At 66.7% G+C, this 25,734-nt stretch carries 22 protein-coding genes; 9 read left to right on the top strand and 13 right to left on the bottom strand.

The genetic code is table 11. From position 1 onward, the window contains the following. Positions 1-4: 4 nt before the first annotated feature. Positions 5-1,453, top strand: coding sequence for a hypothetical protein (locus tag L8G49_RS06980; protein ID WP_242183498.1), 1,449 nt, complete (start codon positions 5-7; stop codon positions 1,451-1,453). Here the strand turns inward: L8G49_RS06980 and L8G49_RS06985 are convergent. The 5 genes from L8G49_RS06985 to L8G49_RS07005 form a co-directional block, all read right to left on the bottom strand. Beyond that, positions 1,450-1,701, bottom strand: a complete 252-nt coding sequence (locus tag L8G49_RS06985) for an ATP synthase F1 subunit epsilon (protein ID WP_131527320.1) — start codon at positions 1,699-1,701, stop codon at positions 1,450-1,452. The two genes, L8G49_RS06980 and L8G49_RS06985, sit on opposite strands and share 4 nt — an antisense overlap. 126 nt (positions 1,702-1,827) lie before the next feature. After that, complete coding sequence (atpD, locus tag L8G49_RS06990) at positions 1,828-3,288, bottom strand: F0F1 ATP synthase subunit beta (protein ID WP_242183792.1); 1,461 nt, start codon at positions 3,286-3,288, stop codon at positions 1,828-1,830. A 41-nt stretch (positions 3,289-3,329) separates the two neighbouring features. Continuing rightward, positions 3,330-4,208, bottom strand: a complete 879-nt coding sequence (locus L8G49_RS06995; protein ID WP_010162902.1) for a F0F1 ATP synthase subunit gamma — start codon at positions 4,206-4,208, stop codon at positions 3,330-3,332. Between the two features lie 138 nt (positions 4,209-4,346). Next, positions 4,347-5,876, bottom strand: a complete 1,530-nt coding sequence (atpA, locus tag L8G49_RS07000) for a F0F1 ATP synthase subunit alpha (RefSeq protein WP_242183500.1) — start codon at positions 5,874-5,876, stop codon at positions 4,347-4,349. A 7-nt stretch (positions 5,877-5,883) separates the two neighbouring features. Continuing rightward, positions 5,884-6,438, bottom strand: coding sequence for a F0F1 ATP synthase subunit delta (locus L8G49_RS07005; protein WP_242183502.1), 555 nt, complete (start codon positions 6,436-6,438; stop codon positions 5,884-5,886). Between the two features lie 221 nt (positions 6,439-6,659). Between L8G49_RS07005 and L8G49_RS07010 the strand changes: the two genes are divergently transcribed. The 4 genes from L8G49_RS07010 (at position 6,660) to L8G49_RS07025 (ending at position 11,689) form a co-directional block, all read left to right on the top strand. Continuing rightward, positions 6,660-8,441 (top strand): methyl-accepting chemotaxis protein, encoded by a 1,782-nt coding sequence (locus L8G49_RS07010; RefSeq protein WP_242139570.1) that lies wholly within the window; start codon positions 6,660-6,662, stop codon positions 8,439-8,441. Between the two features lie 460 nt (positions 8,442-8,901). Continuing rightward, positions 8,902-9,579 (top strand): dienelactone hydrolase family protein, encoded by a 678-nt coding sequence (locus L8G49_RS07015; protein ID WP_242183504.1) that lies wholly within the window; start codon positions 8,902-8,904, stop codon positions 9,577-9,579. Between the two features lie 58 nt (positions 9,580-9,637). Beyond that, positions 9,638-10,675 (top strand): bifunctional DNA-binding transcriptional regulator/O6-methylguanine-DNA methyltransferase Ada, encoded by a 1,038-nt coding sequence (ada, locus tag L8G49_RS07020; RefSeq protein ID WP_242183505.1) that lies wholly within the window; start codon positions 9,638-9,640, stop codon positions 10,673-10,675. Between the two features lie 126 nt (positions 10,676-10,801). Continuing rightward, on the top strand, positions 10,802-11,689 hold the full coding sequence (locus L8G49_RS07025; protein ID WP_242183506.1) for a type II CAAX endopeptidase family protein: 888 nt from the start codon (positions 10,802-10,804) through the stop codon (positions 11,687-11,689). On the opposite strand, the gene L8G49_RS07030 is transcribed toward L8G49_RS07025, so the two are convergent. Both L8G49_RS07030 and L8G49_RS07035 read right to left on the bottom strand, forming a co-directional pair. Then, complete coding sequence (locus tag L8G49_RS07030; protein ID WP_242183794.1) at positions 11,678-13,222, bottom strand: trypsin-like peptidase domain-containing protein; 1,545 nt, start codon at positions 13,220-13,222, stop codon at positions 11,678-11,680. The two genes, L8G49_RS07025 and L8G49_RS07030, sit on opposite strands and share 12 nt — an antisense overlap. A 199-nt stretch (positions 13,223-13,421) precedes the next feature. Then, positions 13,422-14,501, bottom strand: coding sequence for a sialidase family protein (locus tag L8G49_RS07035; RefSeq protein WP_242183507.1), 1,080 nt, complete (start codon positions 14,499-14,501; stop codon positions 13,422-13,424). Between the two features lie 155 nt (positions 14,502-14,656). Here L8G49_RS07035 and L8G49_RS07040 point away from each other — a divergent pair, with 155 nt between their 5' ends. From L8G49_RS07040 to L8G49_RS07050, 3 genes are read left to right on the top strand one after another with little or no spacing between them, the layout of a single operon-like run. Then, on the top strand, positions 14,657-15,847 hold the full coding sequence (locus tag L8G49_RS07040) for a PepSY-associated TM helix domain-containing protein (RefSeq protein WP_242183508.1): 1,191 nt from the start codon (positions 14,657-14,659) through the stop codon (positions 15,845-15,847). Continuing rightward, positions 15,844-16,011: a hypothetical protein gene (locus L8G49_RS07045; RefSeq protein ID WP_242139576.1), complete on the top strand. Its 168-nt coding sequence runs from the start codon at positions 15,844-15,846 to the stop codon at positions 16,009-16,011. Before L8G49_RS07040 ends, L8G49_RS07045 begins: the two co-directional genes overlap by 4 nt. A 60-nt stretch (positions 16,012-16,071) precedes the next feature. Then, complete coding sequence (locus L8G49_RS07050; RefSeq protein ID WP_242183509.1) at positions 16,072-18,240, top strand: TonB-dependent siderophore receptor; 2,169 nt, start codon at positions 16,072-16,074, stop codon at positions 18,238-18,240. A 163-nt stretch (positions 18,241-18,403) separates the two neighbouring features. On the opposite strand, the gene L8G49_RS07055 is transcribed toward L8G49_RS07050, so the two are convergent. Continuing rightward, positions 18,404-20,572 carry a primosomal protein N' gene (locus L8G49_RS07055; protein WP_242183510.1) on the bottom strand — a complete coding sequence of 723 codons (2,169 nt, stop codon included), beginning with the start codon at positions 20,570-20,572 and terminating at the stop codon, positions 18,404-18,406. A 237-nt stretch (positions 20,573-20,809) separates the two neighbouring features. On the opposite strand from L8G49_RS07055, the gene L8G49_RS07060 reads away from it, so the two are divergent. Beyond that, entirely contained in the window at positions 20,810-21,694 is an 885-nt protein-coding gene (locus L8G49_RS07060) for a tyrosine recombinase XerC (protein WP_242183511.1), read from the top strand. Between the two features lie 139 nt (positions 21,695-21,833). Here the strand turns inward: L8G49_RS07060 and L8G49_RS07065 are convergent, their stop codons facing one another. The 5 genes from L8G49_RS07065 to rsmI form a co-directional block, all read right to left on the bottom strand. Further along, the gene (locus L8G49_RS07065) at positions 21,834-22,511 is read right to left on the bottom strand and encodes a type 1 glutamine amidotransferase domain-containing protein (protein ID WP_242183512.1); all 678 of its coding nucleotides are present in this window, start codon (positions 22,509-22,511) and stop codon (positions 21,834-21,836) included. A 90-nt stretch (positions 22,512-22,601) separates the two neighbouring features. Continuing rightward, positions 22,602-23,201, bottom strand: coding sequence for a DedA family protein (locus tag L8G49_RS07070; protein WP_242183513.1), 600 nt, complete (start codon positions 23,199-23,201; stop codon positions 22,602-22,604). Positions 23,202-23,214: 13 nt separating this feature from the next. Further along, a complete protein-coding gene (gene gshB / locus L8G49_RS07075) occupies positions 23,215-24,165 on the bottom strand; it encodes a glutathione synthase (RefSeq protein ID WP_242183514.1) in 951 nt (316 codons plus the stop codon). Between the two features lie 212 nt (positions 24,166-24,377). Beyond that, positions 24,378-24,734 (bottom strand): YraN family protein, encoded by a 357-nt coding sequence (locus L8G49_RS07080; RefSeq protein ID WP_242183515.1) that lies wholly within the window; start codon positions 24,732-24,734, stop codon positions 24,378-24,380. A gap of 157 nt (positions 24,735-24,891) precedes the next feature. Further along, a complete protein-coding gene (gene rsmI, locus L8G49_RS07085; RefSeq protein WP_242183516.1) occupies positions 24,892-25,725 on the bottom strand; it encodes a 16S rRNA (cytidine(1402)-2'-O)-methyltransferase in 834 nt (277 codons plus the stop codon). Between the last annotated feature and the right edge of the window lie 9 nt (positions 25,726-25,734).

Genomic DNA, 25,734 nt, shown 5'->3' on the forward strand with positions numbered 1-25,734 from the left:
GATCTTGCTCGGGCTGGCGTTCGTGATCGGCGTGCCGACGCGACTGATGTCCGGCTATGGTCTGCCGTTGTGGTTCGACGAGACGTTCTCGGCGGTCATCGCGACTCAGCCAAATCTCGGAAGCTTGCTGCGATGGTGTCTCAACGAGCTGACTGGCCCGGCATATTACGTTCCCCTGTGGATATGGGTGAAGGCGTTCGGTGCGAGCGACGTCGCCCTGCGTGCGGCGAGCATGACCTGCTCGCTTGCGGCACCGCTGGTCATTTTGCGGTATGGAAGTCCTGACAGGCTCCTACGGGTGTTTTGGTGCGCGATCGTTCTGCTATGGTTGCCGGCTCTGATATTCGCGAACGACGCGCGCTCGTACGCGCAGCTCTTCTTGCTGGGTAGTGTACAGGCGATTGCATTTCTCCACCTGCTCCGTGGCCCGTGCACGCGGCGCGCGCTGTCGTGGACATGCGTCTCGGTGCTGTTGGTCCTCACCCATTATTATGCGATCCCGATCGTCGGATCGCAGGGGGTATTGTATCTGCTGCTCGGTCGCCAGCGGGCCATCAAGACATGGCCGGCGTTTCTGCCGGTTTTGCTCCTGTTGGGCTGGATGGCCGTGCACCTGCCCTTCGTGTTCGGCCTGTCGGCTGCGTGCGCGGCGTCGTGTTACGCTCCAACGCCAAACCTGCTGCCCCTGATCCCGCTCCTCATGTTCGGTACCGGTCTGCAAGGCATTCTGCTTTTGGCGATCATCGGATTGTCCACTGTCGTGCTTCTGGCGAAGGTGCCCCCGAAACGCGGTTCGTTCCGCACGATGGGGCTGGCTCCGGAATGGGCGCTGGTCCTGAGTGGCGCGCTGGCCTTCGGCTTGGTTTTGGTCTTTGCAACAGTGCGGCCCGGCTTCGCGCCGCGCTATCTTGCGCCCTGTCATCCTGCGCTGTTGTTCGCAGTAGCGTGGTGGATGCGGTGGTCCATCGACCGAAGCGCGATACCCGTGCTCGCGTTGTTTGCCGCGATGGCAGGCGGCATGCTCCAGGAGACGCGTGCGGCCTTGACCGATACCGCGTTGGATCATCGGCACTTGTTTAACCTCGAACAACCTTCGGCATGGCTGCTGCAGCGGCATCCGGATCGGCTCGTGTTCGCCTTTGCCGATCCGGTCGGCGTGGCTTCATCCGCCACGCCCCTGGGGCGCGCCAATGTCGGCGAGGTTGGCGGGTTCTTCCTGCGCAGGGCGGGGCAGGCCGTCGAGGTCGTGGTGGCGGGAAGGGCACATGCGCCGCCATCGAGCAGCGAGGTCCTGTCTCTCGCGGGAACAGATCCGCGTAGCGCAATACTCTGGATCGGAAACGATGTCAGCTCGCCCGGTCATATCGTCCCGAAGCTTGCCGAAGGATCCTGGGAGTGCAGGGACTTCGGGAAGCCGATGGCGACGGTCGTGGCGTGCCGTCGTAAGCGCTAGGCGACGCGCTCGGCGAGGACGGTCAAGCCGCGCGCGCTGACTTCGGCGAAGCCGCCTTCGATCGTGATCGTCTCGGGCGTGCCGTCGGGCGTGCGATAAACCGACAACGCGCCGTCGCGGATCGTCGACATGACGGGCGCATGGCCTTCAAGCACGCCGAAGTCCCCTTCGGTGCCGGGAACGACGACCATGTGGACCGATTCCGAGCGGACCAGCTTTTCAGGCGTGACGAGTTCGAAGTGCAGCATTGTATCTCTCTCTTCGCCCCTCCCCTTCAGGGGAGGGGATGGGGGTGGGGGGTGTCTCACCGAGCGTCAGCACTGCTGGACTGCCCCACCCCAACCCCTCCCCCGAGGGGGAGGGGCTTTAGTAGATCAGGCTTCCGTGGCCATCTTCTCGGCCTTGGCGACGACTTCGTCGATCCCGCCGACCATGTAGAAGGCGCTCTCGGGCAGGTGATCGTAATCGCCGTCGACGACGGCCTTGAACGACTTCACGGTATCCTCGACCTGGACGAACTTGCCGCTGATGCCGGTGAAGACTTCTGCAACGTGGAACGGCTGGCTCAGGAAACGCTGGATCTTGCGAGCGCGCGACACGGTCGACTTATCTTCTTCCGACAGCTCGTCCATGCCCAGAATGGCGATGATGTCCTGGAGCGACTTGTAGCGCTGCAGCGTCTCCTGGACGCGGCGGGCGGTGTCGTAATGCTCCTGGCCGACGATCGCGGGGGTCAGCACGCGCGAGGTCGAGTCGAGCGGATCGACTGCCGGGTAGATGCCCAGCTCCGAAATCGCGCGGTTGAGGTTGGTCGTTGCATCCAAATGGGCGAACGAGGTTGCCGGCGCCGGATCGGTAAGATCGTCTGCCGGAACGTAGATCGCCTGCACTGAGGTGATCGATCCCTTGTTCGTGGATGTGATGCGCTCCTGCAGCGCGCCCATGTCGGTCGACAGCGTCGGCTGATAGCCCACTGCCGACGGAATACGACCGAGCAGTGCGGACACTTCCGAACCCGCCTGCGTGAAGCGGAAGATGTTGTCGACGAAGAACAAAACGTCCTGGCCTTCGACGTCGCGGAAATATTCGGCGATCGTCAGGCCCGAGAGCGCGACGCGTGCACGCGCGCCTGGCGGCTCGTTCATCTGGCCGAACACGAGCGCGACCTTCGAGCCCTCAGGCGTCGGGTTGCCGTCGGCGTCCTTGGCGATGACGCCTGCGTCGAGGAACTCGTGGTACAGATCGTTACCCTCGCGGGTGCGCTCGCCGACGCCCGCGAACACCGAGGTGCCGCCGTGGCCCTTGGCGATGTTGTTGATCAGTTCCTGAATGAGCACGGTCTTGCCGACGCCCGCGCCGCCGAACAGGCCGATCTTGCCGCCCTTTGCGTAAGGCGCGAGCAGATCGATGACCTTGATGCCCGTGACGAGAATTGCGCTCTCGGTCGACTGGTCGACGAACAGCGGGGCAGGTGCGTGGATCGGCATCGTGTCGGTGTGGCCGACCGGGCCGCGCTCGTCGATCGGCTCACCGATGACGTTGAGAATGCGGCCAAGCGTCTGCGGGCCGACCGGAACGCGGATCTGCGAGCCGGTGTCGGTGACTTCCTGGCCGCGGGTGAGACCCTCGGTCGAGTCCATCGCGATCGTGCGGACGGTGTTCTCACCCAGATGCTGCGCGACTTCGAGCACGAGGCGGTTGCCGTTGTTCGACGTCTCGAGCGCGTTGAGAATCGCGGGGAGGCGATCCTGCTCGAACGTCACGTCGACGACGGCGCCGATGACCTGGCTGATGCGGCCGACGCTGTTGGTGGTAGCCTTGGGGGGCGTGGTCATTTCGGGGGCGGTTGCCATGGTTCTTTCCTCGTATCGACTGCTTAGAGCGCTTCGGCGCCCGAGATGATTTCGACCAGCTCGGTCGTGATCGCGGCCTGACGTGCGCGGTTGTACTGGATGCTGAGACGCTTGATCATGTCGCCCGCATTGCGGGTCGCATTGTCCATCGCGGTCATGCGCGAGCCCTGCTCCGACGCTGCATTCTCGAGCAGCGCGCGGAAGATCTGGATCGCGACGTTGCGCGGAAGCAGATCGGCGAGGATCGTTTCCTCGTCGGGCTCATATTCGACCGCCGCACCACCGTCCGAAACCGGAGCGGCGTTGGTGTCGATCGCGACCGGGATGATCTGGTTGCCGACCGGGGTCTGCACCAGCGCCGACTGGAATTTCGCGTAGAACAGATGCGCGATGTCGAACTCGCCCGCTTCGAAGCGCGCGATGACGTCATCGGCGATCGCGCGCGCGTCCGTGAACGACACCGTCTTGATGTGGCTCATTTCGTGATCGGCGGCGATCTGCGTCGGGAAGAAGCGGCGGATGACCCGGCCCTTCTTGCCCGCGACATAGAACTTGACGGTCTTGCCCGCGGCTTCGAGTTCCTCGGCCTTGCGGCGTGCGGCGCGGACGATGTTCGAGTTGAACGCGCCCGCAAGGCCACGCTCGCTGGTCGCGATGATCAGCAGATGGACCTGGTCCTTGCCGGTGCCCGCGAGCAGCTTCGGGCTCGATTCGCTGACCGAGACCTTCGACGCGAGGCTCGCCATCACCTGCTCGAGCCGCTCGGCATAGGGGCGACCGGCGACGGCCGCTTCCTGCGCGCGACGCAGCTTGGCAGCGGCGACCATCTTCATCGCCTTGGTGATCTTCTGCGTCGACTTCACCGAGCCGATGCGGATCTTGAGGGCCTTTAGGCTTGCCATTCTCGTCCTTCTTCTCCCCCTCCCCCCCGGGGAGAGGGTCGGGGAGAGGGGCAGTCACAAACTTGCGTCCGCGTTACTGCCCTCTCCCGACTTCGCTTCGCTCGTCTGCCCTCTCCCGCAAACGGGAGAGGGAGAAGTTTACGCAAACGTCTTCGAAAACGCACCCAGTGCGGTCTTCAGCGCCTCGGTCGTGTCCTTAGACAGGTCGCGCTTGTCGCGGATGTCGTTGAGCAGATCGGCGTGATCGCTGCGCATCGTCGACAGCATCGCCTGCTCGTAGCGCACCACGTCATTGACCGGGACCGTATCGAGGAAGCCGTTGGTGCCCGCGAAGATCGACACGGTCTGCTCTTCGAACGGCATCGGCTGGAACTGTGCCTGCTTGAGCAGCTCGGTCAGACGGGCACCGCGGTTGAGCAGGCGCTGCGTCGACGCATCGAGATCCGAACCGAACTGCGCGAACGCCGCCATCTCGCGATACTGCGCGAGCTCGAGCTTGATCGAGCCGGAGACCTTCTTCATCGCCTTGGTCTGCGCGGCGGAGCCGACGCGCGACACCGACAGGCCGACGTTGATCGCGGGACGGACGCCCGCGAAGAACAGGTCGGTCTCGAGGAAGATCTGGCCGTCGGTGATCGAGATCACGTTGGTCGGGATGTAGGCCGACACGTCGCCTGCCTGCGTCTCGATGATCGGGAGCGCGGTCAGCGAGCCGCCGCCTTCCTTGTCGTTCATCTTCGCCGCACGCTCGAGCAGACGCGAGTGGAGATAGAAGACGTCGCCCGGATAGGCTTCGCGGCCCGGCGGGCGGCGCAGCAGCAGCGACATCTGACGGTAGGCGACGGCCTGCTTCGAGAGATCGTCATAGACGATGACCGCGTGCATGCCGTTGTCGCGGAAATACTCGCCCATCGCGCAACCGGTGTAGGGTGCGAGGAACTGGAGCGGGGCAGGGTCGGATGCGGTCGCCGCGATGACGATCGAGTAATCCATCGCGCCCTGCTCGGTCAGCGTGCGGACGAGCTGTGCGACGGTCGAGCGCTTCTGGCCCACCGCGACGTAGATGCAATACAGCTTCTTCGACTCGTCGTCGCCCTGATGCGCCGCCTTCTGGTTGATGAAGGTGTCGATCGCGACGGCGGACTTGCCGGTCTGGCGATCGCCGATGATCAGCTCGCGCTGGCCACGACCGACGGGAACAAGCGCGTCGATTGCCTTGAGTCCGGTCTGGACCGGCTCGCTGACCGACTGGCGCGGGATGATGCCCGGTGCCTTAACTTCGACGCGGCTGCGCTGGTCCGAAACGATCGGGCCCTTGCCATCGATCGGGTTGCCGAGGCCGTCGACGACGCGCCCGAGCAGGCCCTTGCCGACGGGGACGTCGACGATCGTGCCGGTCCGCTTGACGACGTCGCCTTCCTTGATCTGGCTGTCCGAGCCGAAGATCACGACGCCGACATTGTCGGCCTCGAGGTTGAGCGCCATGCCCTGCACGCCGTTCGAGAATTCGACCATTTCGCCCGCCTGGACGTTGTCGAGCCCGTGGATGCGCGCGATGCCGTCACCGACGCTGAGCACTTGGCCGGTTTCCGAGACCTGCGCCTCGGTGCCGAACGATGCGATCTGGTCCTTGATGACCTTCGAGATTTCTGCGGCGCGGATATCCATTACGACTTCAGCCTTTCATCGCGTGCGCGAGGGTGTTGAGACGGGTGCGGATCGACGAATCGATCATCTGCGAGCCGATCTTGACGACCAGCCCTCCCAAAAGTGCGGGGTCGACCGACAGGTCGACCGAAACGTCGGTCTCGATCCGGGTGCGCAGCTGCTGCTTGAGCGCGTCGACCTGATCGTCCGAAAGCGGATGCGCCGACGTGACCTCTGCGGTCGTCTCGCCGCGGTGGCGTGCAGCCAGATCGCGGAACGCACGAATGATCGCGGGCAATTGCGGCAGGCGGCGGTTGTCGGCGAGCACGCCGAGGAACTTGCCCGTCGTGTCGTCCACGTCGATCATCTCGGCGGCTGCGGCGACTGCCTTGGCAGCGGCGGCGCGCGAGATCACCGGGCTGGCAACCAGCGCGGCGAATTCGTCCGATTGCGCAAGCGCTTCACGCACACGTCCGAGGCTCGCCTCGACTGCGTCGATGCTACGGGTGTCTCGGGCAAGCTCGAACAATGCGGTGGCATAACGTCCGCTTAAGCTTGCTTGAATACCGCCGGATGTCTCCACGCGATTAGGATCCTCTTGGACGTCATAAGGTGGCCCCATGGGGAATGAAGGCGGCAAAACGCGCCTCCAGATGGGTTGCCGGTTCGCTAGCATCGGGTCGCGGACGATGCAAGCCGTGCGCTGAAATGCGTCCGGAGCGGGACGACTTTCCTGTGGAATTTCTTTTAACTGTAATATTCAGTTAACTACCTGTCAGGCCCTTGCTGCGCATTAGCCGCGGCATGAAGACCCCTTCGCTTCGGCCGCACGTCCGCTCGCTCAAGGCATTGTTGCGCCGCTTTCTCGTCAAATGGGCGGAGGGTGGCCGGAACATGCGGGTGCAGCTGCGCCGCATCGTCGGCGCGCTGCTGGCGATCCAGGCTTTGTTTGCGGTCACGTTGCTGGGGACCACCCTCGCCACGAGCCACCGGGTCAACGCGCTGGTGGTGGACCGGCTGTATCCGATCGGCGAATTGCAGCGGATCAACGCCAGCTATGGCACCGCGCTGCTTACCGCCAACAAGGTCCGCAGCGGTAATCTGTCGGCGGTAGGCGCGATCGAGACGATCGCGGCGTCGCGCCGCCTGATCGCTACGGATTGGGACGCCTTTACCCGTCACAGGTTCGATGTCGGCCGCTCGGACGAGGTGGCACAGGTTGCGACGGCGCGGCACGATGCCGATGCTGCGCTGGACAAGCTGCTGGCATTGCTGCGCGGGGGACATGTCGACCAGCTCGATTTTTTCCTGAGTGGCGCGATGTACAGCGCGATCGACCCGCTGACCGTATCCAGCGCCACCTTAATCGAGGATCTGCGTGCCGATGCGATGCGCGAGCGGCAAGCGCTCGACCGGGGTTTCGGCCAGATCTATCTGCTCGTGACGCTGATCACGGTGGGGGCGGTCCTCGTTTCGATCTGGGGGATGCGAATGCTGTCGCTGCGGGTCGAGCGTCCGCTGGCGCAGATTGCCGCCGCGACGCGCGACATCACGTTGGAACGCGCCGAGGCAATCATCCCTGCGCTCGATCGCACCGACGAGATTGGCGAGATCGCACGCGCGCTCGCCTTCGCGCGCGACCGGTCGGCGGAGGCGCGACGCATGAGCGAGCAGGCTCGGAGGACCGCCGATGCGCTCAACGCCAATGAACGTCGCGAGGATGCCGCACGGTCCCGTCGGGCGGCGCATCTGGAAGCCCTGTTCCAGAAGTTCGAACAAGAGGCGGGGTCCTCGGTCCGGCGGCTTGCCTCGGCGGGTCCAGCGCTGCGCCAGACGGCCGGGGCGATGGCAGACGAGGCCGGAACCACCCAGGAGCAGGCGATGGCAACCGCCGCGCTGACCGAACAGAGCGCCACCAACGCGCGGACGATCGCGCATTCGGCGGCTGCGCTTGCCGGGGCGATCGACCAGATCAGCCGGGAGGCGAACGAATCGCGCGCCAGCGTGGCAACCGTGCGGTCGCGGACGCTGGAGGGACGCGATCGCGCCGAATCGCTGGGGGCGTTGGTGGCCGAAATCTCCGGGGTGCTCGATATGATCGCAGCGGTCGCGGGCCAGACCAATCTTCTGGCGCTCAACGCGACGATCGAAGCGGCGCGGGCGGGCGAGGCCGGGCGTGGCTTCGCGGTCGTCGCGGACGAGGTGAAGGGACTGGCGCGCCAGACGCAGCTCGCGGCGGGTCGGATCGAGGGGCGGTTGGATGCGGTGCGAATCGCGACGGGCACCGTTCTGGCGACGATCGAATCGGTCAACGGCCTGGTCGCCGAGCTCGATCGTTCGTCTGCGAACGTCGCGCAGGCGGTCGACCAGCAGCGCGGCATGACCCAGGCGATTGCGCACGCCATCGCCGAGGTCGAGGACGGCACCGCCGACGCCGCCGCCAATATGCAGACGCTGCGCGAACGCGCCGAGCGCTCGCGCCATAGCGCCGACCAGGTTACGCGCACCGCTGGCGACGTGGCCGGCGGCGTGGAGGCGCTGCGCAGCCAGATCAACGGCCTGATCGCGGACGTGCGCGCCGCATGACGTTCGTCGCCGGCCGTGCTGGCGTCACGCACCGTCACCCCCGCTAAGGCCAGGGCGTTGGCTTCGGGGCAACCGGTGTGCGTCATGATCAAGCGGCCGCGGCCTGCGCGAGACCTCTGCGAAAGTCGCTCGATCTCACATCCGTCACCCCGGCGAAGGCCGGGGCCGTGTTGTTACCCGGGCGCGGCGAGACGGCTAAGTGCGGTATCACCGGTTTTGCCCCCTTACATGGCGGCCCCGGCCTGCGCCGGGGTGACGGAAAGAGGCAATGGCGCGACTTTCGAAGAGGTCTCGCCTCCGCCGGGGTGACGGGCGGGGGCTGCGGAGCACGTTCGCAAGTGTATGGCGCTGCGCCGGGACGAGGACCCTTTGCGGTGGAAACTCAGCGCGACAGGACACACCCCCTAGACCACCGCTGGCGGCGCGGTATGGGCAGGCACCCCCAGCAGGAGCGACTCACATGTCCGCCACCACCACCACGATGACCATGTCCGACGGCGCCGAAATCGCGGTCTACCACGCGCAACCCGAGGGGACGCGCCGCGGCGGCCTCGTGCTCGTGCAGGAAATCTTTGGCGTGACCGATCACATCCGCAGTCTGTGCGACGGCTATGCCGCCGACGGCTTCGAGGTGCTCGCACCCGCCGTGTTCGACCGCGAGCATCCTGGGTTCGAGGCCGAATATTCCGGCGAAGGCTTCGCGCGGGGCGTCGAGCTCGCGAGCAAGCTGCATCCGTTCGAACTCACGCTCGCCGACGTCCAGACCTGCATCGATTCGCTCGCTGACAAGGGCCCGGTGTTCGTCGTGGGCTATTGCTACGGCGGCTCGGTCGCGTGGAAGGCGGCAACCAGCCTGCGCGGCGTCGCGGCAGTGTCGGGCTATTACGGCAGCATGATCCCCGATGCCGCTGACGAGGAGCCCAAGGTTCCGACGATCCTCCACTTCGGCAAGAAGGACGATCACATTCCGCTCGCCGGCGTCGAGAAGGTCATCGCGAAGGACTGGGCCAACGCGACCGTCTACCTCTACGACGCGGGCCACGGCTTCAACTCCGATCGGCGCGACGATTATGACGCGGAAAGCGCCAAGCTCGCCAAGCAGCGCACGCTCGACCTGTTCGCCGCGAACGGCGGCTGACGCTTTGAACGCAACCGGCGGGATGTGATCGCATCCCGCCGAAGCGTATAGCGTCGGCATGACGCAGACCTTCCTTCTCGATCCCACGATGGCCTGGGCCGCGTTCGAAGCGCGGGATCGCCATAGCGACGGCCGCTTCGTCGGCGCGGTGAAGACCACCGGAATCTACTGCAAGCCGAGTTGCCCCGCGCGTCACCCGAAGCGTGAGCACGTCACCTTTTACCGCGACCCCGCCGAGGCGCGGGCCGCCGGCTATCGTGCGTGCCTGCGCTGCAAGCCCGACGAGGTCGGGCGCGACCGGATCGCGGTCGCGCGCGCGGTCGCGTTGCTCGAGGCGGCGGAGGACATGCTCGCGCTCGACGATCTCGCGGCGCAGGTCGGTTATGCGCCGCACCATTTCCATCGCCTGTTCAAGCGCGCGACCGGGGTGACCCCGGCGGCTTATGCGCGCGGTCTGCGGGCGCGGCGGGCGGCCTTGGCGTTGACGGGAGACACGAGCGTGACCGAGGCGATCTACGAAGCGGGCTATTCGGCGCCGAGCCGCTTTTATGAGGATGGCGCGAAACGGCTGGGGATGAGCCCGAGCGCGTGGAAGCGCGGCGGGGCCGGGGTGACGATCCGCTGGACGATCGCGGACACCAGTCTCGGCGCGATGCTCGTCGCGGCGACCGACAAGGGCCTCTGTCGCGTGTCGTTCGACGAGGACGAGACTGCGCTCCGCGCACGCTTTCCCGAGGCCGAGATCTTGCCCGGGGGCGCTGCGCTCGCGACGCTTGCCGCGCAAGTGGTCGCCAGCGTCGAATCCCCGGATCGCGACCAGGATCTGCCGCTCGACGTGCAGGGGACCGCATTTCAGGAAGCGATCTGGCAAGCGCTCCGCGCGATCCCGCTCGGCGAGACGCGCAGCTATGCCGAATTGGCGGCGATGGTCGGCAATCCGGCAGCCGTGCGCGCGGCGGGGACCGCGTGCGGTGCGAATCCGGTCTCGATCGTGGTCCCATGCCACCGTGTCCAGCGTGGCGATGGGACATTGGGCGGCTACGCCTACGGGATCGATCGGAAGGTGGTGCTACGTAAGCGCGAGGGAGTACCTTAGGCGCCACTGGGATTTCGAAAAGCGAAGAGGGGGCACCACACTCTGCCGCTGACAAGGCAGGCGCCCCCCCGCCATTGTCTCCCGCGCAAACCACGCTAGCCTCCCCTTTCACAGGGGGAACCGCCAATGCTGCCGACCGAACCGAATACACCGCCCCACAGCCGTGTCTGGCGTTTCCTGCATTTCCCGCTGATCCTGTTGTTCGTCGGCTTCGTCTTCGTGTTCGGCGGGCAGGTCGTCGCCAGCATGTTCGCCAAGCAGTGGCCGCCGCTCAAGGGCTCGCCGATCAGCGTGCTCCAGGCGGTAGCCTTTGCCGCCCTGATCGCGGGCAGCTACGTCGCCTTCGTCCGGCTGATCGAGCGGCGGCCCGTCTATGAGTTCGCCGCAGCCGGCTGGGTGCGCGAACTGGTGGCGGGGCTTGCGGGCGGAACACTGCTGTTCAGCCTGGTAATCGGGATCATCGCGGCGCTGGGCGGGTATCGCATGGTCGGGACCGGGGCGGTCTCGTCGCTCTATGCCGCCGCCGCGCTGGCGATCCTGTCGGGCGTTGTCGAGGAAATCGTTCTGCGCGGGCTGTTCTTTCGGTTGCTCGAGCGTCTGCTCGGCAGCTGGATCGCGCTTGCGCTGTCGGCAGCGCTGTTCGGCGCGCTGCATCTCGGCAATCCCAATGCGACGATGTCCGCCGCGGTGGCGATCGCGCTGGAGGCGGGAGTGATGCTTGCGGCGCTGTACATGCTGACCCGGCGTTTGTGGGCGGCGATCGGGATGCATGCGGCGTGGAATTTCGCGCAGGGCGGAATCTATGGGATCGCCGTATCGGGCTTCAGGCAGACCGGGTTGCTACGCCCCGCCATCCAGGGACCGAACTGGCTCACCGGCGGCAGCTTCGGTGCGGAAGCGTCGGTCCCCGCCGTGATGGTCAACCTGGTCTTCGGGGTTATGCTGCTGGTTCTGGCGCACCGGCGCGGACTGTTCGTCGATCCGGTGTGGGTGCGTCGTCGTTCAGACGCCTGACGGGTCGGCGGGGGAGCAGGTGTACACGATCTTCTCATTGGGTTGTGGCGGCAGCGCGGCGCGGATCGCCGCCTGCTGCGTGGCAAGGTTCGCACGCCCCGCCTCGTCGGGCGTGCACGCCTTCAGCGTTACCTGCGACCGGATCTTGCGTACCGAGTCCATCTGGCTTGCCGACAGGAAATACCGACGAGTCACATATTGGCGGGTCGCGGGGTCGAACTGCATGACGGAAACCGTCTGTTCTTCCCCGGGAACGAGGATGCGATCCCATTTACTGCCGTTCTCGGCATATTGCGTCCGGCCGTTCATGCAGCCGGATTGGCCCCAGTCGATCGCGACGTCGCTGGTTTGCGAGGATATCACGCGGCTCCGCTCGGGAACGAACCGGCATACCATCTTGCCCAGCGCCGCCGTCGAGGAGACAGCGGTCGAGGACGGCACGGGCGCGGGCGTGGCGACACCCTTGGGCAGCATCGTCTCGCCGCTGGGGCGCAACACGAACAGCACGACCGCGCCGACCATCAGCATTCCGCCGCCCGCCCAGCCCCAGATCGCGCCACGACGTCGACGCTGCAGCTCGAGCAGCGTCCCGCCACCGATCCCCATGGCGCCCAGCACCAGCATCAGCGTGGCAATCGCCATGACGTTTTCGCGGTGGCGGTCTGCGGCGATACGCGCGCTGGACAGCGCGCTTTGCTGGTCGCTCGCTGCCCGGGCGGCGGCCTCGCGGCGGTTCGCCTCGGCAAGGCTCAGGGCCTGCGCATCGGCATCGCGATCGGCCTTGTCGACATCGGCGATGCTCGTGCACGGCGTCCCTACGGCGGCATAGGGTTGTTTCGCGCGCGCGAGGAAGGCCGCGAGTTCGCTGTCGGCAATGGCGAAGCCGAAGCTCGTGTCGCCGTCCTCGGCCTTCGTGATCGCCGAATTGACCCCGATCACGCGCCCGCACGGGTCGAGCAGCGGACCGCCCGAATTGCCGCGCGCGATCCCTGCGGTGTGGAGCATCACGTCGGTTCCCGACATCTGCCGCCGCCCCGAGAACACGCCTTCCGATCGGATCGGGGAAAGCGGATGGATATAGTCCGCCGCGGATCGCGCGGTGGCCAGATCGACGTTGCCCGGATAGCCGAGCGCCGTGACGTTACTCCCCTCGTCGACCGGGCCGCTGTACAGCGCGACCGTCGGCAGGCGCGCGCCGGTAAATTCGATCAGCGCAAGATCGTGGACGGTATCGATCGCGATGACCTTGCCTTCATAGCCCTTGGTACCCTCCGACGGCACCACGCCGATGACGACATTGCCCGGGTACCGCGACGCCAGCTCGACGACATGCGCGTTGGTGACGATCCGGTTGGGCGCCACGGCAAAGCCGCTCCCGTGCCCGAAGCCGACGACTTCATCATCGACGATCGCGATCGTCACGACGCGCACCACGCTGCGCGCCGTGGCCGAGATGTCGTCGGCGCGGGCGGGTTGCGGGAAGAAACCAAGACCGGCCAGGATCAGGAGAGCAGCCAGAACAAGCGTCCGCATGGTCCGCGGGGTCCCCGTCGTCGCGACGCGCGAAGACGTCAGGGCGGCGGTCGGGCTGAGGATCGGTAAAAAAGCCATACTGTCGATTCTGACAGGAAGCGTCGCTGCGGGACAGCGGGAATGTGCGGCGCAGCGCTCGCATCGAGGGCCTGGTGCCAGAACGGTGTGTCACCACGACGGATCGAACGGTCGCCGCCTGCTACTTCAGCGCGCCCGGATCCACGACGACATGCTTTATCCGAGTCCGGTTGTAGGTGTAGGTGATGTGGACCAGCCCGTCGCGCGACTGGATGACCGCGGGATAGGCGTACCCGTCCGGCATCGGTCGCGTTTCCAGCGACAGCGCCGGATGCCACTGTACGCCATCGTCTGAAAGCGCGATGTTGAGTGGCCAGCGCGGGCCATCTCCCGGCCGGTCCGGCCAGTGCGCGCTATGGTTGTAGACGAGCAGCTGACGACCGTCGCGCAGCGTCACGGCATCCGTCCCTGCGTTGGGATTGGGCAGGTCGATGGCCGCGAGCGGTGTCCAGCTCCGGCCATCGTCGCGTGACCAGCTCATCGCGAGCGCGCCCTGCCGCGTCCGGGCAATGAGCTCCAGCCGCTTGTCCTGGAACGTCAGCACGCTTGGCTGAATCGCCTCGATCCCCATGGGCGAGGGAATGGGCGGTTCGATCTGCCAGGTCCGGCCGTGATCGGTCGATCGCTCCATCTGGATGAACCAGCGATTCTGTTCCGCCGTGCCCGCCTCACGGCTCGACGGCGCCAGCCACGCGCGCCCCGGCGTGACGACCGGCTTGTTCTTGATCGGACCCAGCACGCCATCCGGCAGGGCGCGCGGCGCACTCCAGTGCCGGCCGTTGTCGCGCGACACGATCACCATGCCATGCCACGTGCGGGGACTGGCGCCGACCTTGTAGAACAGCCGCAATGGTTCTCCCGCGGGTTGAAACAGCACCGGGTTCCAGGTCGGATAGCGGACGCCGTCGCGCGTGCGCCCGTCGGCCACGGCAACCGGCTTGTCCCATCCGGCCGGCCCCCGGCGCGCAAACCAGATAGTGACGTCCGGACGACTTTCCCCGCTGCCCCCGAACCACGCCGCCGCCAGCGTTCCGTCGGTCAGCTGGATGATCGTCGAAGCATGCGCCTGGGGGTAGGGCGGCGCCGCATCGACGAACTCCGACACCAGGATCGGGGAAGCAACCGAGGGCGTCGCCCCGACCGCCAGCACGATGCTCCAACCGGCAAACCATCTCAGGAGCGGGCGCGTGGGACTGGTCATGTGCCGGCAATGGCAGGGACGCCGTCGTCGGACAACCGTAGCAAGACGCAGGCTAAGCTTGGCTGATGACGGGTCGGCATTTTGCGACTTGCTCGCAACAAGCGTCTCGGCTAGTTGCTGCGAATGCGTCGCAATAAAAATAACGGACTGCCGCGATGACGCGCGGTATGGTCCGCTTCTGGGTTCAGCTGCACAAATGGAGCAGCCTGGCCTGCACGCTGTTTCTGCTGATGCTGTGCCTCACCGGGCTGCCGTTGATTTTCCATGACGAGATCGATGCCCTGGGTGGGGATCCTGCGATGTCGGTCACCGGCATTGCCGCGTCCCGCGACTCGCCGGAGCTGCGACCGCTCGACGCGATGCTTGCAAAAGCGCTGGCGAAGCGGCCGGGGGAAATCCCGCTCTACATGGCCTTCGATAGCGACCGGCCATTGATGACCGTGACCACGGGCGCGCGACCCGATGTTCCCGCCAGCGGGATGAAGATCCAGAACCTCAATCGGTTGACCGGTGACGTTCTGGAAGACGGCAATGGCGGTCCGGGGCATGCGATGACCGAATTTCTGCTGCAACTCCACACCGACATGTTCCTTGGCCTGCCGGGCGAGCTGTTCCTCGGCGTGATGGGCCTGGTCTTCGTGATCGCCGTCGTTTCGGGGATCGTGCTTTATGCGCCGTTCATGCGCAAACTCGACTTCGGGACGTTGCGTACTACGCGGAGTCGCCGCCTCAAGTGGCTGGATTACCATAATCTCGTTGGTATCGTTGCGCTGGCATGGATGGTCGTCGTCGGACTGACCGGAGTGATCAACGCCTTCGTCACGCCGATCACCAAGCTTTGGCAGGCCAACGAGCTGGCGGAAATGACGCGAGCCTATGCGGGACGTCCGCCGCTGCCACCATCGCGCTATGGCTCGCTCGACGTCGCAATGGCTGCGGCGCGTCGCGCCATTCCGGGTATGAACCCGCAATTCATCGCCTTCCCGGGCGGGGCGTTCAGCAGCGGGCATCATTATGCCGTGTTTTTCCAGGGCGCGACGCCGCTGACGGAAAACTTGCTGACCACCGCGCTGGTCGATGCGGAAACCGGGCAGCTTACCGACGCGCGACCGATGCCGTGGTATTTCAAGGCTCTGTCATTGTCGCGTCCGCTGCACTTCGGGGATTATGGCGGGCTGCCGCTCAAGCTGCTTTGGGCGATGCTCGATCTGTTCACCATCGTTGTTCTCGGATCCGGCCTCTATCTCTGGCTCGGTCGTGGCCCTGAGACAGGGCCTCGCTCCGCCGGTCGGCGTGCCGGCGGCAGGGCGTGGGCGCGCATCCGCCTTCCCGAGAACGTCGCATGATTCTTCGGTCGACCTTCGCGCTGCCGACCCTGATCGCGCTGGGCACGGTCGCCGGCCTGATCGCCGCGCTGACCGGCAGCGGTTGGCGGGACGCTGCCGCATGGATCGGGCTCGGCATTCCGGTCGCCTCGGTCGGCTGGGCAATGGCCGCGCGTCGCCGCTGATCAACGCTGCATCTTCCAGAGGCGGGCAAAGACCCGCTGGTTTCAAAAGGGATTGATACCGTGACCTTGCTGTTCCCCCGCACCGCCTCGGCGGTCGCGCTTGCCGCTGCCGTGCTTGCCGCCCCCGCCGTTGCCCAGGATCGCACAGACGCAACGCCCGACGACTCCTCGGCCGACATCGTCGTCACGGCGCAGCGCCAGAACCGCACCGAAGTGTCGCGCGAAGGGGCGGTCGGCGTGCTGGGGAACAAGGTGGCGGCGGACGTGCCGTTCAGCATCAAGAGCTACAATGCCGCGCTGATCCTCAACCAGCAGCCGCAGACGCTCGGGCAGGTGCTCGAGAACGATCCGTCGGTGCGGACGACGTACGGCTTCGGCAATGCCGCCGAGCAGTTCGTGATCCGCGGTTTCACGCTGTTCGGCGACGATATCGGGTTCAACGGGCTGTACGGCCTGACCCCGCGCCAGCTCGTCGCGCCCGAACTGTACGAACAGGTTCAGGTCCTCAACGGCGCGAGTGCGTTCCTCAATGGTGCGGCCCCCGGCGGATCGGGGATCGGCGGGAGCGTCAACCTCGTCTCCAAGCGCGCGGGCAACACACCACTCACGCGACTGAGCGCGACCTATAGCGGCGACCGGCATTTCGGCGGCAGCTTCGACGTCGGCCGGCGCTTCGGCAGCGGCGGCGAGATCGGGGTGCGGATCAACGGCGCGTATCGCGCGGGCGACGTCGCGATCGACGACGAGTTCCGCCGCAGCGCGGTGATCGGCGCTGGCCTCGACTATCGCGGCGAGCGGCTGCGGCTGTCGCTCGATCTCGCGTATCAGCGGGTGCAGGTCCGCGACCTGCGCCCCAAGGTGACGATCGCCAGCGCGACGATCCCGCGCGTGCCCGATTCGACCGCCAATTACGGGCAGAAGTTCGCCTACACCACGCTGCGCGACATCTTCGGATCGGGGCGGATCGAATATGACGTCACCGACAATGCGATGCTCTACGCCGCCGCGGGCGCGCGCGACGGGAGTGAGCAGGGGATCTACAGCGGGATCACCGTCACCAACGCGGTGACGGGCGCGGCGAGCGGCACGGCGTTGTACGTCCCGCGGACCGACAATAACGAGACCGCGCAGGCGGGGATTCGCGTCAAGCTCGCGGCGGGGGGCGTGACGCAGGAGATCAATTTCGGCGGCTCGATGATCTGGCAGGTCAACCGCAATGCGTATGACTTCCGCTACGGCTCGAGCTTCGACGGGTTCGCGACCAACCTCTACAATACGCAGCAGATCGCGCTGCCCGCGTCACTGCTGGTCGGCGGCAATCTCGCGGACCCGTTCCCCATCTCGCGGACCCGGCTGGGGAGCGCGTTCGCGTCGGACACGATCGGGGTGCTCGACGACCGCGTGTTGCTGACCGCCGGGCTGCGGCTCCAGACGATCAACCAGCGCAGCTATTCGTACACCGACGGGTCGTTAAGCGGCACCTATGACGAGAGCGCGGTGACGCCCGTCGTCGGGCTGGTGATCAAGCCGGTCGCGGGGCTGTCGCTGTTCGCCAACCGGATTGAAGGGCTCGCGGCCGGGCCGGTCGCGCCGGCGGGGACGCTCAATGCGGGCGAGATCTTCGCGCCCTACACATCCACCCAATATGAGGTCGGCGGGAAGCTCGGGCTCGGACGGGTCAACGCGAGCATCGCGCTGTTCCAGACCGAGCAGCCGAGCGCGTACAGCATCGCCGTCACGCCGACGACGTTCCGCTACGGGGTGTTCGGCAAGCAGCGCAATCGCGGGATCGAGCTCAGCGTCGATGGCGAACTCACGCGTGGCCTGCGGGTGATTGCGGGCGGGTCGGTCAACGACGCGAAGCTCCGCAACACCGCTGGCGGCGCGAACGACGGCAATACCGCGGTCGGCGTGCCGGACTATCTGATCAACGGGAATGTCGAGTGGGATACGCCGTTCCTGCGCGGGGTGACGCTGACCGGGCGGGTGGTCAACACCGGGCGGCAGCAGGTCAATGCAGCGAACAGCCTGTCGATCCCGTCGTGGACCCGGGTCGATCTCGGCGCTCGCTACGTCGCGGTCGTGGCGGACCGCCCGGTGACGTTCCGCCTGGGCGTCGATAACGTCGCGGACCGACGCTATTGGGCGTCGTCGTTCGACTCGTTCGGGGCGGCGTTGCTGCAGGGCGCGCCGAGGACGGTGAAAGTGTCGGCTTCGGTGGATCTGTAGCGATACCATTGCTCGGCTGGATCGGGCTAAAACCGATGGCGCTTCCCCGGCGAAGGCCGGGGCCCAGTAGTGATGACCGATGAAACATCGCGCAGTCGCCCGCCTTCCGGCGTCTCGCTACTGGGCTCCGGCCTTCGCCGGGGAAGCGCTTGGCGGGTAGCCGCTAAACGAAGCTGTACGGATCGACGTCCACCACCACGCGCACCTTGGACGGCCAGTCCACCCCGCCGAGCCATTCGCGCAGCATGTCCTGCACGTCGAACGCGCGCCGCGCGTGCACCAGCAACCGATAGCGATGCCGTCCGCGCAGCATCGCCAATGGCGCGGGCGCGGGGCCATAGACTTCCATCGCCTCATGCGTCGGCGCCGACCGCCCGATCGCGCGCGCCGTCTCCAACGCCGCGCCCTGATCCTCGCTCGAGATGACGATCCCCGCGAACCGCCCGAACGGCGGCGCGCCCGCCTCGCGGCGATGCTCGGTCTCGGCGGTGTAGAAGGCTTCCGCATCCCCCGACACCAATGCGCGCATCACGCTCGCATCGGGGCTGTGCGTCTGGATGAAGACATGCCCCGGCTTCGCGCCGCGTCCGGCGCGGCCGGCCACCTGCATGATCTGCTGGAAGGTCCGCTCGCTCGCGCGCAGATCGCCGCCGTCGAGCCCCAGATCGGCGTCGATCACCCCCACCAGCGTCAGATTGGGGAAGTGATAGCCCTTGGTCACCAATTGCGTGCCGACCACGATGTCGATGTCGTGCGCTTCCATCCTCGCGACGAACTCGGCGGCCTTGGCGGGGGACCACATCGTGTCGGACGTCACCACCGCGGTCTTCGCATCGGGGAACAGCGCGGCCACCTCGTCCGCGATCCGCTCGACCCCGGGGCCGACCGCCGCGAGCGTGTCCTCATTCTGGCATTCGGGGCAGACGCGCGGGACCGGCTCGGTATGGCCGCAATGGTGGCAGGCAAGACGGCGGACGAGCCTGTGCTCGACCATCCACGCGGTGCAATTCGGGCATTGGAACCGATGCCCGCAAGTCCGGCACAAGGTCAGCGGCGCATAGCCGCGCCGGTTGAGGAACAGCAGCACCTGTTCACGCCGCGCGAGTGTCTCACCAATCGCGGTAACGAGCTTTGGCGCGATCCAGCGGCCGCGTTCGGGCGGATCGGCGATCAGGTCGAGCGCCTGGATCGACGGCATTTCCGCCGCACCCCAACGACCGGGGAGCTTGACCTCGGCATAGCGCCCGTTGGCAACTTGCTGGCGCGTTTCGATCGCGGGGGTGGCGGAGGCGAGCACGACCGGGATCTGCTCGAACTTGCCGCGCATCACCGCGACGTCGCGCGCGTGGTAGTGGACGCCTTCCTCCTGCTTGAAGCTCGTCTCATGCGCCTCGTCGACGACGATCAGCCCGAGATTGGCGTAGGGGAGGAACAGCGCGGAACGCGCGCCGACCGTGACCAGCGCCTGACCGCTCGCGATCGCGCGCCACGCGCGGCGGCGTTGCGACGAGCGCAGCCCCGAATGCCACGCGACCGGCTGCACCCCGAAGCGCGCGGCGAAGCGCTTGAGGAACGGCTCGGTCAGCGCGATTTCGGGGAGCAGGACGAGCGACTGGCGACCTTCGCGGATCGCCTCGGCGACCGCTTCGAAATAGACTTCGGTCTTGCCCGAGCCGGTCACGCCGTCGAGCAGCGTCGGCTTGAACGCTTTCGCGGCGACGTCCGCGACGAGCACGCCCGACGCGGCGCGCTGGTCGGCGGAGAGCGCAGGCGCGGCGAAGGCGGGGTCGGGGCGCGGGAAGGGGCTGTCGATGTCGACTTCGACCGCCTCGAGCGCACCGACCTTGACCAGCCCACGGATCACCGCGTCGGAGACTTTGGCGATCGCGGCGAGTTCGCGGATCAGGCCCTGGGTCGTGCCGATCCGTTCGATTGCCTGCTCCCGTTGCGGGGTGAGGCGGTCGGGGAGCGTGCCGGTCGCGCGATATTCGACGATCGTCTTCGCGCCTTCCAGCGCGGAGGTGGAGGCGAGCGCCATCCGCACCACCGACGCGGGCGAGGCGAGGTAATAATCCGCGGTCCATTCGACCAGCCGCCGCAGCGGTGCTGCGAGCGGGGGGACGGGGAGGACGCTGACGAGGTTGCGCAGGCGATTGTCGCCGACCTCGGCATCGGACGGCATGTGCTCGCTTTCCCACACCACGCCGAGCAACTGGCGCGGGCCGAGCGGCGCGACGACGATCGAGCCGGGTTCGACGGTCATGCCGTGCGGGACGCGGTAATCCAGCGGGCCGAGAGCGGCGTTGAGGAGGATGACGCGGGCGCGGGACATGAGGGGCATATGGCGGGTTGCGGGGGCGGGTGCAAAGGGGGGCGTGTTTTGCTCGAGCCCTCGCCTTCTGGGAGCGCCCTTCTTCTCCTTACGCCCCTCCCCTTCAGGGGAGGGGTTGGGGGTGGGGCTGTGTCTCATAGAGAGCTAGTTCTGCTGGACTTCCCCACCCCAACCCCTCCCCTAAAGGGGAGGGGCTTTCGGTTTCACCTTGCGGCAGACATCCGCTACACCCACCCCATGAGCGACCTCCCCCGCGCCTATGCCGAGTATCTCGCGCGCGACCGCAGGCGCTCCCCGCATACCGTGCGCGCCTACGAAGCCACCGCAGTGCGGCTGTGCGGCTTCCTCCAAGCCCATTGGGGCGAAGCGATCGACAAGGCCGCGCTCGCCCGCGTCACCACCGCAGACCTGCGCGCGTTTCTCGCCGCGCGGCGTGGGGAGGGGATCGGCAATGCCTCGGCCGCCCGCGAATTGTCGGCGGTGCGGGGGTTCCTCGATCACGTCACCGGCGCTGGCACCACGCCGCGCCTCAAAGGCCCGCGCGTCGCGAAAGGCGTGCCGCGCCCGATTTCACCCGCCGAGGCGATCGCACTGGCGGAGGACGTATCCGAAGATCCGGATGAACCGTGGATCGGCGCGCGCGATTTCGCGGTTTTGCTTTTGCTATACGGCGCGGGGCTACGGGTGGCGGAGGCGCTCGGGCTGACCGGTGCGGCGTTGCCGCTCGGCGCGACGCTGGTCGTCACGGGCAAGCGTGACAAGACGCGGATCGTGCCGCTGTTGCCGCAAGTGCAAGCCGCGATCGAGGCCTATGTCGCTTTGTGCCCCTATGGCACCGCGCGCGATGCCGAACTGTTTCGCGGCGCGAAAGGCGGGCCGCTTTCGCCACGGATGGTGCGCCGCGCGGTGCAGCGGGCGCGGGTGCGGCTGCAATTGCCGGACCGGACGACGCCGCATGCGTTGCGGCATTCGTTCGCGACGCATCTGCTCGGGCGCGGGGCGGATTTGCGCGCGTTGCAGGAACTGTTGGGGCATGCGAGCCTGAGCTCGACGCAGATCTATACGCAAGTGGATGCGGCGCATCTGCTCGACGTCTATCGCAACGCGCACCCGCGCGCCTGACGGCGTAGCGGAAGAATCACAGCCGTCACCCCGGCGAAGGCCGGGGCCGCCATGTTGTGATCCGGAACGTCGGCTTCGCGACCAACATGGCGGCCCCGGCCTTCGCCGGGGTGACGGAAGCCGCGCGTATGCTGAAGGTTTAGCGGAGCGCCGCGACCAACGCTTCCGCCGCCGCAGCGGACGACGCCGGGTTCTGCCCGGTGATCAGCAACCCGTCGCGCACGACGTGGACGCCCCAATCATCGGTCTTGGAGTAGACACCGCCGTTCTGCGTCAGCATGTCCTCGACCAGGAACGGCACCACGTCGGTGAGCCCGACCGCAGCTTCCTCGGTGTTGGTGAAGCCCGTGACCTTCTTGCCAGCGACCAGCGGCGTACCGTCGGCAGCCCGCACGTGGCGCAGCACGCCCGGTGCATGGCACACCAAAGCGACCGGTTTGTCGGCAGCGATCGCGCCTTCGATCAGTGCGCGCGAGGTCGAATCCTCGGCGAGATCCCAGAGCGGACCGTGCCCGCCAGGATAGAAGACCGCGTCGAAATCCTCGATCTTGACCGAGTCGAGCCGCACCGTGCTGGCGAGCTGTGCCTTGGCGTCGGCATCCGCCTCGAACCGGCGGGTATCGTCGGTCTTGGCGCTCTCGTCGGCGCTCTTGGGGTCGAGCGGCGGCTGGCCACCCTTGGGCGAGGCGAGCGTCAGCGTGGCACCAGCCTGCTTGAGCACATAATAAGGGGCGGCAAGTTCCTCGAGCCAGAAGCCGGTCTTGGCACCAGTGTCGCCGAGCTGGTCATGCGAGGTAAGGACAATCAGGATATTCATAATGTCTACTCCAACGGGCGATGAGCCCGCGTTGACCGGCAGATGGGTGGCGCACCCGACAATTACTACCGCAGTGCAGCAAAACCGCGTTCAGCCGCGCGGTTTCCACGTCAGCAGCCGCCAGACATACCCCACCACGATCGCGACCGTCAGCGCCACCGCCGCCGGGCCGATGAACGCGTCGAGCTCCCGGAAATTCGCGCCGAGATAGTAACCGGCATAGGCCAGCCCGGTGTTCCAGATCGCCGACCCCGCGGCGGTCCACAGGATGAAGCGCAGGTGCGGCATCCGCGCCATGCCGGCGGGCAGCGACACCATGGTGCGGAACGCGGGCATGAAGCGGAACACGAACACGACCCATTGCCCGCGCGCCCGGAAGAACGCCTCGAGCTTCTCGACATGCTGCCAGTCGAGCGTCAGCCAGCGGCCGTACCGGTCGACGACCGGGCGCAACCGGTGATAGCCGAGCCGGTAGCCGATCGCGTACCAAAAGTAATTCCCTGCGACCGTCCCCGCGGTCCCCGCGACGATCAGCGGGACGAGGCTCATCTGCCCACGCGCGACCGCGATCCCGCCAAGCCCCATGATGACTTCGGACGGGATCGGCGGGAACACATTTTCCAGCACCATCAGCAGGAAAATGCCGAAATAGCCGCCCCAGGCGGTCAGTTCGATGATCAGTTCGGTCATCGCGAAGCGGGCGTCAGCCCGCGACCTTGCGTTCGATCGCGTCCCAGATCATCCCCGCGACATCCGTGCCATCGAAGCGTTCGATCGCGACGATGCCGGTGGGGGAGGTGACGTTGATTTCGGTCAGCCACTCGCCGCCGATCACGTCGATCCCGACAAACAGCAGCCCGCGCTTTTTGAGCTCCGGCCCGAGTACCGCGCAGATCTCGCGTTCCTTGTCCGTCAGCTCGGTCTTCACCGCCGACCCGCCGACCGCGAGGTTGGAGCGGATCTCGCCTTCACCGGGCAAGCGGTTGATCGCACCAGCGACCTCGCCGTCGACCAGCACGATGCGCTTGTCGCCCTTCGCGACATCGGGGAGAAACGCCTGCACCATATGCGGCTCGCGCCACATGGTGTTGAAGACCTCGATCAGCGCGGACAGGTTCGCGCCGTCGCTGCCGACCTTGAAGATCGCCTTGCCGCCATTGCCGTGGAGCGGCTTGATCACGATTTCCTTATGCTCCGCCAGGAACGCGCGCGCCTCGTCGAGCGAGCGGGTGATCAGCGTCGGCGGCATGAACTGCGCGTAATCGAGCACGAACACCTTTTCGGGCGCGTTGCGGACCTGCGCGGGGTCGTTGACCACCAAGGTCTTGTGCGCGATCCGCTCGAGCAGGTGCGTCGCGGTGATATAGCCGAGGTCGAATGGCGGATCCTGCCGCATCAGCACGACATCCGCCTCGTCGCCGAGGTCGAGGCTCACCGGCTCGCTGAGCGTGAAATGGTTGCCCTCGACGCGCTGGACGGTGACCGGCTCGGCCTTCGCCCAGACCCGGCCGTTCGAATAGTTGAGCGCCTCGGCATTGTAATGGAACAGCTTGTGCCCGCGCTGTTGCGCCGACAGCATCAGCGCGAAGGTCGAATCGCCCGTGATGTTGATGGAAGCGATGGGGTCCATCTGGACGGCGACTGTCAGGCTCATTGATCGTAACTCCGTCCGGGACTCTTCCGTTACCCGGCGCAGATAGGGGGTCGATCGCGGCGTGTCACCCCGAGCAGGCTCCGCCGTTCCGACGACGGGCTATCAATCCTGACCTAACCGTTCGTTTCGAGCGAAGTCGAGAAACCTGCGCTGTGCCGGGTTTCTCGACCTCGCTCGAAACGAACGGGATGGTGGTATTCGCGACACGTGTCTCACGCGATCCACGCATTCTCGATATGCCGGGGGCGTACCCCCGGTGCAAGCAGCAGCACGTCCACGCGAATGTCGTCGCCCGGTCCCGCGAAGCGCGGCATCAGCACTTCCGCCGCCGCCGCGACCCGCGCGAGCCGGCGTTCGTCGATCGCGAAGTCGAGCGCGGCGGCGGTCTTGCGTTGCTTGACCTCGACGAACGCAACGAGGTTCGCCTTGCGCGCGACGATGTCGACTTCGCCCGCTGGGGTGCGCACGCGGCGCGCGAGGATTTCCCAGTCGTGGAGCCGCAGCCACCAACTGGCGAGCCGTTCGCCGCGTCGGCCCGCGGCTTCGGCAACGCGGCGGTCCCTTACCAAGGACTGTGCTTTCGGCGAGTTGTGACTCTCCTCCCCTCCCTGGAAGGGAGGGGCCGGGGGTGGGTTGGTGTGGGGGATATCCGTAGCGCGACCAACGGACCGACCCACCCCCAGCCCCTCCCTTCCAGGGAGGGGAGTGACAAGGGGCGGGCGTCGCTCACGCCTTCAATTCCAGCGCCCTTGCGTACAATGTCTTGCGATCCAGCCCGAGCTTCTTGGCGACTTCGCTCGCCGCCTGTCCGGTCGAAAGCCGCGTCAGCGCCTCGGTCAGCGCGGTATCCGCGTCCTCCGCGCTTGCGGCGTCGGGCGCGCCCGGCGGAGCCACCACCACGACGATCTCGCCCTTGGGCGGCGCATCGGCATAGCGCGCGGCGAGCATCGACAGCGTGCCCGTCACCGCTTCCTCGAAATGCTTGGTGATCTCGCGCGTCACCGCCGCCTCGCGGTCACCGAGCCCCTCGGCCAGCGCGGCGAGCGTGACGCCCAACCGCGGGCCGCTTTCGTACAGCACCAGCGTCGCGCGGATCGTCGCGATCTCGGCGATCGCGGTCGCGCGCGCCTGCGCCTTGGCGGGCAGGAACCCGACGAACAGGAACCGATCGGTCGGCAAGCCCGCGAGCGTCAGCGCCGCCACCGCCGCGCATGGCCCCGGGATCGTCCACACCGTATGCCCCGCCGCGCGCGCATCGCGGACCAGCTTGTAGCCCGGATCCGAGATCAGCGGCGTCCCCGCATCCGACACCAAGGCGACCGGCTCCATTCCCATCCGCGCGATCAGCCCGGGGCGGACCTCCTCGGCATTGTGGTCGTGATACGGCACCATCGGGCGTTTGACCCCGATATGGTGCAGCAGCTTCGCCGTCACGCGGCTGTCTTCCACCGCAATCACAGCAGCATGGCTCAGGATGTGCGCGGCACGCGGCGACAGATCGCCGAGATTGCCGATGGGGGTCGCAACGATGTAGAGGCCCGGGGAAAGATCATTGGTCATCAGGAGCGG

Origin of the sequence: Sphingomonas sp. CARO-RG-8B-R24-01, assembly GCF_022662295.1 — a bacterium.
Taxonomy (GTDB): Bacteria; Pseudomonadota; Alphaproteobacteria; order Sphingomonadales; family Sphingomonadaceae; genus Sphingomonas.